The organism is Bacillus sp. JJ664 (assembly GCF_036962205.1).
Lineage (GTDB): Bacteria > Bacillota > Bacilli > Bacillales > Bacillaceae_G > Gottfriedia.
In genome coordinates this window covers 1-12,352 of the sequence record NZ_JBALMS010000041.1, presented here as the reverse complement: position 1 = coordinate 12,352, position 12,352 = coordinate 1, and the positions used below count along the sequence as shown (strand labels likewise).

Below are 12,352 nucleotides of genomic sequence, written 5' to 3'. Positions count from 1 at the left end.
TTTTACTTCCTTTCAGTTATGCTAAGTAAACTTTTCAATTCTTGAATCTCAGCTTCTAATTGAAGCAATCTATCTGCATCAGGATCAGGTAAATCACAGTGATCAAACTGATTATTCACTCTTATTCCATCTTGAACAACTATCTTACCAGGTATACCAACTACAGTCGTATTATTTGGAACATCTTTCAGCACGACTGAATTTGCACCTATCTTTGCGTTTTCTCCGACTGTAATTGACCCCAATACTTTTGCTCCTGTCGCAACTAGTACTCCGTCTAATAGAGTTGGGTGTCTTTTACCTTTTTCTTTCCCTGTTCCACCTAATGTTACTCCTTGATAAATAGTGACATCATCGCCAATTTCACAAGTTTCTCCAATAACAACTCCTGCCCCATGATCGATAAAGAATCGTCTACCGATTTTCGCACCTGGATGAATTTCAATGCCTGTTAGAAAACGAGCAAATTGTGAAATACTTCTTGCAATAAAGTACCATTTTCTACGATAGAAATAATGCGCAAATCGATAAAGCCATAATGCATGTAATCCAGCATAAGTTAGAATTACTTCTAAATATCCCGTTGCAGCTGGGTCACGTTCAAATATCGTCGCCACATCTTCCTTCATGTACTTTAGCATTTTCATTTCCCCTTAAAGAATTTATTAAGAACTCCGTTTCTCTCTATCTTAATGTGGTACTAAAAATAAAAAGCGTCCCTGTGTAATTAAACACAGAGACGCTTTTTTTGCGCGGTTCCACTCTGTTTAGATAATTATTAAAAATCATCTCAACTCATGTAATATAACGGTTTCCACCGCTTTAACCTACTAAAATAATCGTTCGGCTAAAGACTCAAGGGCGCACTTCCATGTATATCGTTAAAATCACTCCCACCACCTGTGATTCTCTCTGGATAACGAACAATCATTTACTCTTCCCTATCAACATTTTTCCTATATGAATGTTATTTATATATATTACACGAATGCAAAATTGTTAACCAATAATTTGTTGTAAACGAGCAATAACTTTTTCTTTTCCTAATAACGTCATTGCAGCTGGTAATTCAGGTCCGTGACATTGTCCAGTTGTTGCAACACGAATTGGCATAAATAATTTTTTACCTTTATGTCCAGTAGCTTTTTGAACATTTTTCATAGATGTTTTAATTGAATCTACAGTGAACTCGTCAGAAGAATTTAATTCTTCAACTAAAGCAGCTAGAACTTCTTTTACTTGTTCTTCAGAAATAACAGCTTGCTCTTCTTCACCAAATGTTAACTCATCTTTGAAGAATAAGCTAGATAGTTCTACAATTTCAGCACCATAGCTCATTTGATCTTGGTAAAGTGCAACAAGATTCGTTACCCAAAGATTTTCATCTGCAGTACGCTCTTCTTTTACATAACCAGCTTCGATTAAATGTGGTAATGCAATTTCTACAACTTTCTCTAACGGCTGCTCTTTAATATAGCGGTTATTAATCCAAGTTAACTTTTGCTTATCAAACATTGCTGGTGCCGAGCTTAAACGGCTAGGGTCGAAAATTTTAATAAATTCTTCTTTACCGAAAATTTCTTCCTCACCAACTGGTGACCATCCAAGAAGCGCAATGAAATTAAATAAAGCTTCTGGTAAATAACCAAGGTTTTGATATTGCTCAATAAATTGTAATACAGTTTCATCACGTTTTGAGAGCTTTTTACGGTTTTCATTCACAATTACAGCCATGTGTCCAAATTCAGGTGCATCCCAATTTAACGCACGATAGACCATTAATTGTTTTGGTGTATTCGAAATATGCTCTTCTCCACGTAGTACATGGCTAATTTTCATTAATGCATCATCTACTACTACTGCATAGTTATACGTAGCAATTCCGTTCTTTTTCACAAGAACCCAGTCACCGATATCTTTTGATTCGAATTTGATATTACCACGTACAATATCTTCCCATTCATACGTATCAGATGCTGGTACTGCAAAACGAATTGTATATTCTGCACCTTCTGTTTCTTTAGCTGTTCTTTCTTCCGCTGTTAAATGACGACATTTACCGTTATAACGTGTAGTTGGAAGTCCAGAAGCAATTTGAGCTTCACGTTCAGCTGCAAGTTCTTCTTCTGTACAATAACACTTATAAGCGTGACCTTTTTCAATTAACTCGTTAGCGTATTGTTTATATAAATCTAATCTTTCTAATTGACGGTAAGGGCCATATTCTCCACCCTTATCAGGGCCTTCATTCCAGTCGATTCCTAACCAGTGTAAAAATTTTGCTTGGCTTTCTTCGCCACCTTCAACGTTTCGTTCGATATCTGTATCCTCAATACGTAATACCATATCGCCGTTAAAGTGTTTCGCAAATAAATAAACATATAATGCAGTACGCGCGTTACCAATATGTAAATGCCCCGTTGGACTAGGTGCATAACGAACTCTTACTCTATTTGACATTTGTAGACACTCTCCACTGATTTATAATTATACTTTATTAGTTTAAGCCTTCTTCTGTAACAATACAACCGCTTGTGAGGCAATTCCTTCTTTTCTTCCAGTAAATCCTAACTTTTCAGTTGTCGTTGCTTTTACATTAATACGATCAGAAGACGTTTCAAGTAATTCTGCGATTCTACTTCTCATTGATTGTATATATGGTGCCATTTTTGGTGCTTGTGCAATAATTGTACAATCAGCATTGACTAATTCATACCCTTTATCTTTTACAAGCTGATAAACATGAATTAAGAGCTTTGCGGAATCAGCATCTTTAAAAGCTGGGTCCGTGTCTGGGAAATGTTTCCCAATATCTCCTTCACCTACCGCGCCTAATAAAGCGTCTGAAATTGTATGAAGAAGTACATCGGCATCTGAATGTCCAAGTAAGCCAAGCTCATACGGAATTTCAATACCGCCAATAATTAATGGGCGATTTTCTGCAAAAGCATGAACATCAAACCCTTGTCCGATTCTAAACATGTAAACACCTTCTAATCTCGATATTGTTCATAGATTGTTTCAGCAAAAAACAAATCCTCTTTTGTTGTAACTTTTATATTATTATAGTCACCATTCACTACTGAAACGACTTGTCCATTCCATTCAACTAAACTTGCATCATCAGTTCCGAGAAAGCCATTTTGTATCGCTTTTTGATGAGCTTGTACCAAACATTCATAAGTAAAAGCTTGGGGAGTCTGTACTCCCCAAAGTGTAGATCGATCAATTGTTTCAACTACTTGATCATCAATTACTTTTTTAATTGTGTCTTTCATAGGAACTGCACAAATAACTGCTTGACGATCATTTAGTCTTCCTAAAATTCGTTCAATCACATCTTTTGATACAAAAGGTCTTGCTCCATCGTGTACAAGTACATAACCTGCTGCATCTTTAATTGCTAGTAAACCATTATATACACTTTCCTGTCTTTCAGACCCACCTTGTACATAAGTGATTTTTTGTTTAATTGAATTAGGCAGGTTTAATGTTTCAAATAGATGTTTCTCAGTTTCTTTGATTGGTAATATAATCTCATTACAGCTCTGATCTTCACCAAATATTTTGATGGTTAATTCGATAATGGGTGAATTCTTTATCTTAAGAAATAATTTATTGAAGCCTGCGCCCATTCGAGAGCCTGAACCCGCTGCTGGGATAATGACTTTATATTGCATGCCTCTGTTACCCCTTTTACTTTACTTTTGCGAATATCATACGGCCTGCAGATGTTTGCAGAACACTTGTAACAACTGTTTCTATTCGTTTCCCGATCGATTCTTTTCCATCTTCTACAACAATCATCGTTCCATCGTCCAGGTAGGCAACACCTTGCAGTTTTTCTTTACCTTCTTTTACTACAAATGCGGTTATCACTTCTCCTGGTAATACAACCGGTTTGATGGCATTTGCTAAATCATTTATATTCCATACCTTAATTTGTTGTAGTTCACTTACTTTGTTTAGATTAAAATCATTTGTCACTAGAATACCGTTCTTTAGTTTTGCAAGTTTAACTAACTTTGCATCAACTTCTGGAACATCTTCAAAGTCACCTTCGTAAATTTCTACGTTCATAGCAAGCTCTTTTTGAATTCGATTTAGAATATCTAAACCTCTTCTACCTCTGTTTCGTTTTAACGTATCAGAAGAATCTGCTATGTACTGTAACTCGGCTAATACAAATTGCGGAATAACAATCGTACCTTCTATAAATCCAGTTTGACAAATGTCAGCGATACGTCCATCAATAATTACACTCGTATCTAAAATTTTAACTGGCGTTTCTACTATATCCTGCTCATCTGTTGCTTTTCGCTTAGAAGCTTTTGATAAAGTAAATAACCCAAGTAATTCTTCTCTTTTCTTAATTCCAACTTGGAATCCTAAATAACCTAACAAAATCGTAACAACAATCTGAATAATTGATGATACAGACTGTAATCTAATCGAGTCAAGAGGCATTGAAATAAGAAATGCCAGAATAAGTCCAAAAACTAGTCCTAAACTTCCAAACAAAATCATTGATATAGGAGTCTTTAACAATTTCTCCTCAATATACCTAATAAACATTACTGTTGGATCTACTAACCAAAGCGATAAAATGAAAAATATTAAGGCGCCACTTAATGCTTGTACGTATGAATTAAGCAATAACGAAGGCATCTCTGTTTTTAACAACTTATCTAAGAGTGGAAACAATACTAAACATAATGTACTTCCTACAAAGATATAAATTACTTGTACTATCCTTTTTATCACTTCGCCACCTCCTATCAATAATATATAATTACAACTATTGTTATTTAAATTGTAATTAATTCTATCTTAGACGAAACCACTCAATTATGTCTATTGATATACAATTGCTCTTGGATTCGTTTTAATCCTTCTTTGATTTTTTTAGCACGGATTTCACCTATTCCATCGACATCATCAAGCTCATCAAGTGAAGCTCTAAATATCCCTTTTAAATGTCTGAACCGCACTGTTAAATTCTCGATGACCAAAGGCGGCAATCTAGAAATTTTCATTAACATCCTATAACCCCTTGGCTCAACCATTTCTTCTAAATTCGTATTATTTGGGAAGCCAAGCAATTTAATAATGACATGATCCTCTAATAACTCTTCATTTGCTAACTCTTGTAGTTTTTGCAAAATATATTTAGGATTTTGCTCTTTATTATAATGATAATCTTTAATTAATAATAATGCCTCCTCCTCAAGGTCCGAAATGATTTCAATTAATTGTAATTCAATCAATCTACCTTCATCACCGAGTTCTATTACATAATTATTAATTTCATTTTTAATACGCAATACCATTTCAACACTATGCAATACATTGACAACTTCAAATAAAGTGACTAACTCTTCGAATTCTAAAATACTAAGAGAAGTAATCCCTTGATTCCATACACTTTTATATTTCTCAAGCGTTTGAATTGCTTGGTTTGCTTTTGTTAAAATGACTCCTATATCTTTTAACGTGTATCGTAGGTTCCCTTTGTACAAAGTAATTACATTTCTTCTTTGTGAGATTGCAATTACTAAATTCCCAGTTTGTCTTGATACACGCTCTGCAGTACGATGACGCATACCTGTTTCTTTTGTAAAAATAGACTGATCAGGGATTAATTGTGCATTTGCTAAAAGGATTTTTGAGCCATTCTCATTTAAGATAATTGCACCGTCCATTTTCGCTAACTCATACAAGCTTGCTGGAGAAAATGGATCATTAATATGAAAGCCTCCATCTACCATTTGTTTTGTCTCATCATTGAAGCCCAGTACAATTAAACCACCTGTCTGTGCTCGCAAAACATTGTCAATCCCATCACGTAATGGCGTACCAGGTGAAATCATTTCTAGTACTGGCAGCATCGTTTTGGTCTTTTGCTTTTGATCTTCCATCTATACCCTCCTAACTTAACAAATGTTTTAAAGCCTCTTGAACAGAGTTTATCCCTATTATTTCCATTCCTTCAGGAAAACTCCACCCTCCAATATTTTTTGCAGGAATAATTGCTCGTTTAAAACCAAGTTTTGCAGCTTCCTGCACTCTTTGTTCGATTCTAGATACTCTTCGTACTTCACCAGTTAAACCAATTTCACCAATTACTACGTCTGTTGGTTTCGTAGGCTTGTCTTGAAAACTTGAAGCAATACTGACTGCAACTGCTAAATCTACAGCAGGTTCATCTAACTTTAATCCTCCTGCGACCTTCAAATATGCATCTTGATTTTGTAATAATAGGCCGACTCTCTTTTCTAGAACAGCCATAATTAAAGATACTCGGTTGTGATCGACTCCCGTTGCCATTCTTCTTGCATTTCCAAAACTAGTAGGTGATACAAGCGCTTGTAATTCCACTAAAACAGGTCTTGTCCCTTCCATTGAAGATACAACTGTAGAACCAGCTACCCCAAAAGGACGCTCTTCCAAGAATATTTCAGAAGGATTTAACACTTCGACCAATCCTAATTCCTTCATTTCAAAAATACCAGTTTCATTTGTTGAACCGAAGCGATTTTTTACTGCTCTAAGTATGCGATATGTATGATGTCTTTCTCCTTCAAAATATAAAACAGCATCTACCATATGTTCTAATAAACGAGGCCCTGCAATTGCCCCTTCCTTCGTAACATGACCTACTATGAATATAGGTATACCTTTTGTTTTAGCAATTTTCATTAATTCAGATGTACATTCCCTTACTTGTGAAACACTACCAGGAGCTGAGGTTACTTCATTCAAATAAATTGTTTGAATGGAGTCTATTACAACAAAATCTGGTGCCATTTCATCCATAAATCTAGCAATGTAAGAAAGATCAGTCTCTGATAACACAAATAAGTTTTTTGTAGCAATTCCTAGACGTTCTGCTCTAAGCTTTATTTGTTTCTGTGATTCCTCTCCAGAAACGTATAAAACTTTATGATCCTTTTTTGCTAATTGTGAAGAAACCTGCAAAAGCATCGTCGACTTCCCGATACCAGGATCTCCACCAATTAATACTAACGAACCTAAAACAATTCCTCCACCTAAAACACGATTAAACTCTTGAAAAGTCGTTTCAATACGTGTTTCAGACCCAATTTCAACTTCCATAATGGAGATTGGCTTAGAACCTTCAGTAGAAGAACTTGTATTAAATGTTAATCTTCTAGAACTTGGCGCTTGTTCAATGAACTCCACCATTGTATTCCATTCATTACAAGCTGGACACTTTCCTACCCATTTAACAGATTCATAACCACAAGATTGACAGACAAATTTAGTTTTCTTTTTAGCCATATGTATTGTACCTCTCATGCAACATGATTACTTTATTTATTATATGTATTCTAAGTCTATCCTACCTTTTTTATGATATAAGAAAAAGGGCTTCACGCCCTTTTTCAAAAATTAGTTAATTGATCGTTTCCGTATTCTATAACCCTATTTTAAAAGGATAGGAAACAATTATTAATTATTGATTAACAATTTCAGCAGCTGATTTAATGACATATTCATTTTCTTGAACATCAAGAACAACTTTTTGTCCTTTTTCAACAGCACCTTTTAAAAGTTCTTCTGATAATCTATCTTCAATTTGCTTTTGGATTGCTCTTCTTAATGGACGAGCTCCATATTCAGGATCAAATCCCTCATCTGCAATTTTATCAATCGCTGCATCAGATAATTCTAATTCGATTTCTTGCTCTTTTAATCGTTTTGTTAAACTATTTACCATTAAATGAACAATCTCTTTAATATGTTTTTTCTCTAATGAATGGAACACAATTGTTTCATCAATACGGTTAAGGAATTCTGGTCGGAATGCTTTCTTTAATTCCTCCATTACTTTCCCTTTCATATCTTGATAGTCTTTTGCTCCATCATTAATATTAAATCCAACATATTTATTTGTTTTTAATGCACTTGCCCCTACGTTAGAAGTCATGATCACTAGTGTATTTCTAAAGTCAACAGTTCGACCTTTAGAATCAGTTAATCTACCGTCTTCTAAAACTTGAAGTAAGATATTAAATACATCTGGATGAGCTTTTTCAATTTCGTCTAAAAGAATAACAGAATATGGTTTACGTCTAACTTTTTCAGTTAATTGTCCACCTTCATCATACCCAACATATCCTGGAGGTGCACCAACTAGTCTTGAAGTTGCATGTTTCTCCATGTACTCAGACATATCAATACGAATCATTGCATCCTCGTCACCAAAGATGGTTTCTGCTAGAGCTCGCGCTAATTCAGTTTTACCGACACCAGTTGGACCTAAGAAGATAAATGAACCGATTGGACGTTTAGGATCCTTTAAGCCAGCTCTTGCACGTCTTACTGCTTTAGAAACAGCTACAACAGCTTCTTCTTGACCAATTACACGTTTGTGTAAAACACTTTCCATGTTTAACAGTTTATCAGCTTCAGTTTGTGCAAGCTTAGTAACTGGGATATTCGTCCATGAAGATACAACATTCGCAATATCCTCTATAGTTACCTCAGAATTTTCTTTACCTTGCTTTTCTTTCCACTGACGTTTTGTATCTTCTAATTGTTCACGTAATCTTTGCTCTGAATCTCTTAATGATGCTGCTTTTTCAAACTCTTGGCTTTGAACAGCTGCATCTTTTTCTTTTCGTACTTCTTCTAATTTTAATTCTAATTCTTTTAAGTTTGGTGGCGTTGTAAAGCTACGTAAACGAACCTTTGAACCAGCTTCATCAATTACATCAATTGCTTTATCTGGTAAGAAACGATCTGTAATATAGCGGTCAGATAATTTTACAGCTTCAATAATTGATTCATCAGAAATTGATACTCTATGATGCGCTTCATAACGGTCGCGTAACCCTTGTAGTATTTGAATTGACTCATCAACACTTGGCTGATCAACCGTAATTGGTTGGAAACGACGCTCTAAAGCTGCATCCTTTTCAATATATTTACGGTATTCATCAATTGTCGTAGCACCAATACACTGTAATTCACCACGTGCAAGTGATGGTTTTAAGATATTAGATGCATCGATTGCACCTTCAGCACCACCAGCACCGATTAATGTATGAAGCTCATCAATAAATAAAATAATATTTCCAGCCTGACGAATTTCGTCCATTACCTTTTTCAAACGGTCCTCAAATTCACCTCGATATTTAGTTCCAGCTACAACTGTCCCCATATCAAGCGTCATTACTCGTTTATCACGAAGAATTTCTGGCACTTCATTATTTACAATTTGTTGCGCTAACCCTTCAGCAATTGCTGTTTTACCAACACCTGGTTCACCAATTAGAACAGGATTATTTTTCGTACGACGGCTTAATACTTCAATAACACGTTGAATCTCTTTGCTACGTCCAATAACAGGATCTAAACGACCTTCTCGAGCAGATACAGTTAAATCACGAGCTAAGCTATCTAACGTAGGCGTGTTCGCTTGATTAGCTGATCCATTTTGATGATTAGATGAGCTTTCATTGCTACCTAATAATTGGAGTACTTGTTGACGAGCTTTATTTAAACTAACACCAAGATTATTTAAAACTCTTGCAGCAACACCCTCGCCTTCACGAATTAAGCCAAGTAATATATGTTCTGTCCCTACATAAGAGTGACCTAGTTTTCGGGCTTCATCCATTGATAATTCAATTACTTTTTTAGCTCTAGGTGTATAATGTACTGTTTGTGCTACACCTTGACCTCGACCTATCAAAGTTTCTACTTCTTGTTGTACTTTTTCAGGGCTTAGTCCAAGAGCAAGCAATGCTTTTGCTGCAATTCCTTCGCCCTCACGTACAAGCCCTAATAATATATGTTCTGTTCCTATATTTGAGTGTCCAATTCGGATTGCCTCTTCTTGAGAAAGAGCTAATACTTTTTGAGCACGTTCTGTAAATCGACCAAACATCATAATTGGTTCCTCCCATATAATTAGTTATTTTTACTAGATAGTTTTTCTCGAATTAATGATGCTCTTCTTATATCCCTTTCCTCAGGTGTAAGTTGATCTCCAACAAATTGTTGTAGTATACCTGGTTGGGTTAAGATCATTAATTCATTTAAAAAGTTTTTAGATAGACCGGTAATTAAACCTAAATCGATACCTAATTGTACATCTGATAAACAAATAGCACTTTCTTTTGTTTCAATAATTCGACCATATTTTAGTATCCCTAGAGAACGATAAATTCGATCCTCCAGTCTGATTAGTGAAGTTTTTACAAGAGCGTCTCTAGCTGCCTTTTCATGTTTAATCAACTGTTGAACGATTGTAATCAAATCTTCAATAATCTCTTCTTCCGATTTCCCCAATGTGATTTGATTCGAAATCTGAAAGATATTACCTAAAGCTTCGCTACCTTCACCATAAATTCCTCTTACAACTAATCCAAGTTGATTAATTGTTGGGATTAAACGATTAAATTGCTTTGTTATGACAAGCGCCGGTAAATGCATCATTACGGATGCTCTTAAACCAGTTCCTACATTAGTTGGACAACTCGTTAGATAACCTATCGTTTCATCAAACGCGTACTCTAGTTGACTTTCAATATAATTATCTATATTATTCGCTTCTGTTAATGCTTCTCTAAGTTGTAAACCAGGGTATAAAGCTTGAATACGTAAATGATCTTCCTCATTAATCATTATGCTAATCTGTTCATTTTGAGAAAGAATACATGCACCATGTACAGATTCTACTAAATTTGGACTTATCAAATGTTTTTCAATCAGTACACGTTTTTCTACAGGTTCTAACTTATTAATTTCAATATATTCAAAAGGTGCATTTGGTAAAGCTGTACTTCCTTCAAAATAATGTTTTACTAAGTGACAAATTTCTTTTGCCTTGTCTTTGTTTAATAATGTCGGATATAAATATGCGCTAAAATTTCTAGCAAGCCTTATACGACTACTTAGTACAATGTCATCATCAGGACCTTCTTGCTTCATCCAAGGACTAATTGCTTCATTTATAATACGATGAATTGACATAAAACTTACTCCCCCTCCTCTTGAAGGATTTGTAAATCTTTTTCGATTTTTCGAATTTCATCCCGTAATTTAATTGCTTGCTCGAATTCTTCTTTTTCAATATAAGTCTTCATTTGCGTTTTGAGATCATTCAACTTCCTTTTTAATGAAATTGCTCCACTAATTTTCTGAGGCAATTTTCCTGTATGAGAAACATTTCCGCTATGAATCCTTTTTACAATTGGTTTCATTTGTTCTTTAAATGTCTCATAACAAGTTGAACAACCTAAACGTCCGATTTTAGTAAACTTTTGAAATGTCATCTTACATCTAGGACACTCAATTTGTTGATCTTTATGAAATGTATTTTTTTTCATTTCATAAATACCATTATTACCTTTAAATAATCCGGCTAACAAATCATTTACAGAATATCCACCTATTTCGGAAAAAATATATTTGTTGTTTGAATCATTTGCACACTTCTCACATAAGTGAATATCTGTCTTTTCACCATTTATAATCTTAGAATAGTGTAATGTTGCCGGACGTTCTTGACATTCTTGACATATCATTGGGGGCAACCTCCATATTCTATTTATATTTTAAACTCCTTAACATTGCCTTTAATAACCTTGCCCTTAATTCATCACGGTAAGGTAAATTGACCATTAAAACTGAACGATCTAATACACTTAGCATCATTTTTGCTTCTCTTTCTGTAATAACATTTCTCTCAAGGAGTAAATGTATATAGTCTTCTGAGCTGGATTGCGCGATACTAGCGTTAAAACTATTCATTATCTGATCAATTACGCTAGCCTTATCATGAAATTGTACTTTGATAATTCTGATGTAACCTCCACCACCACGTTTACTTTCAACTACATATCCTCTTTCTAATGTAAACCTTGTGTTAATAACATAATTAATTTGTGATGGTACACAATCGAATTTATTAGCAATTTCACTTCTTTTTATTTCAACATAATCTTTGTCTGATACATCAAAGTACTGCATTAGATATTGTTCAATAATATCTGATATATTTTTCATTACTAACCACCCTTACTGACTTTGACTATCTTTGACTATTATTATATTCCTTTCAAGAAAAATTTCAACTAATAACACTTTTATTATTTTTGCCAAAGTATGAACGACTTAATCTGATTTGTATTATATAAATATATGTAAATGTATGTTTATTATGAAGTTATTTTTATTAAGATCCATTGAATTATGAAGTACTTTATTTATTACTCCTAATTCTTTCAAATTCCTGCTAATTATTTAAAAAACAAAACTCTACCAACAAACACAAAAAAGCATTAGTCTAATGGACTAATGCTTTTTCATTTACCAGGCG

General features: G+C 34.4%; 11 protein-coding genes and 1 other annotated feature. All 11 genes read right to left on the bottom strand.

The features are described 5' to 3' along the window. Positions 1-2: 2 nt before the first annotated feature. Positions 3-641, bottom strand: a complete 639-nt coding sequence (gene cysE, locus V7056_RS07145; RefSeq protein ID WP_499700591.1) for a serine O-acetyltransferase — start codon at positions 639-641, stop codon at positions 3-5. 91 nt (positions 642-732) lie between these two features. Further along, positions 733-957 (bottom strand) — a binding site (T-box leader). A 42-nt stretch (positions 958-999) separates the two neighbouring features. Next, positions 1,000-2,460 carry a glutamate--tRNA ligase gene (gene gltX / locus V7056_RS07140; RefSeq protein ID WP_499700590.1) on the bottom strand — a complete coding sequence of 487 codons (1,461 nt, stop codon included), beginning with the start codon at positions 2,458-2,460 and terminating at the stop codon, positions 1,000-1,002. A 42-nt stretch (positions 2,461-2,502) separates the two neighbouring features. Next, entirely contained in the window at positions 2,503-2,982 is a 480-nt protein-coding gene (gene ispF, locus V7056_RS07135) for a 2-C-methyl-D-erythritol 2,4-cyclodiphosphate synthase (RefSeq protein WP_499700588.1), read from the bottom strand. Positions 2,983-2,993: 11 nt separating this feature from the next. Next, positions 2,994-3,680 (bottom strand): 2-C-methyl-D-erythritol 4-phosphate cytidylyltransferase, encoded by a 687-nt coding sequence (gene ispD, locus V7056_RS07130; protein WP_499700586.1) that lies wholly within the window; start codon positions 3,678-3,680, stop codon positions 2,994-2,996. A gap of 16 nt (positions 3,681-3,696) precedes the next feature. Continuing rightward, complete coding sequence (locus V7056_RS07125; protein WP_499700584.1) at positions 3,697-4,764, bottom strand: PIN/TRAM domain-containing protein; 1,068 nt, start codon at positions 4,762-4,764, stop codon at positions 3,697-3,699. Between the two features lie 80 nt (positions 4,765-4,844). After that, positions 4,845-5,918, bottom strand: coding sequence for a DNA integrity scanning diadenylate cyclase DisA (disA, locus tag V7056_RS07120; protein WP_499700582.1), 1,074 nt, complete (start codon positions 5,916-5,918; stop codon positions 4,845-4,847). Between the two features lie 10 nt (positions 5,919-5,928). Beyond that, positions 5,929-7,302: a DNA repair protein RadA gene (gene radA / locus V7056_RS07115; RefSeq protein WP_499700580.1), complete on the bottom strand. Its 1,374-nt coding sequence runs from the start codon at positions 7,300-7,302 to the stop codon at positions 5,929-5,931. Positions 7,303-7,477: 175 nt separating this feature from the next. Further along, the gene (gene clpC, locus V7056_RS07110) at positions 7,478-9,919 is read right to left on the bottom strand and encodes an ATP-dependent protease ATP-binding subunit ClpC (RefSeq protein ID WP_499700578.1); all 2,442 of its coding nucleotides are present in this window, start codon (positions 9,917-9,919) and stop codon (positions 7,478-7,480) included. 20 nt (positions 9,920-9,939) lie between these two features. Continuing rightward, complete coding sequence (gene mcsB, locus V7056_RS07105) at positions 9,940-11,004, bottom strand: protein-arginine kinase McsB (RefSeq protein ID WP_499700576.1); 1,065 nt, start codon at positions 11,002-11,004, stop codon at positions 9,940-9,942. A gap of 5 nt (positions 11,005-11,009) precedes the next feature. Next, a complete protein-coding gene (gene mcsA, locus V7056_RS07100) occupies positions 11,010-11,558 on the bottom strand; it encodes a protein-arginine kinase activator protein McsA (RefSeq protein WP_499700574.1) in 549 nt (182 codons plus the stop codon). A gap of 19 nt (positions 11,559-11,577) precedes the next feature. After that, positions 11,578-12,039, bottom strand: a complete 462-nt coding sequence (locus V7056_RS07095) for a CtsR family transcriptional regulator (RefSeq protein WP_088003714.1) — start codon at positions 12,037-12,039, stop codon at positions 11,578-11,580. Between the last annotated feature and the right edge of the window lie 313 nt (positions 12,040-12,352).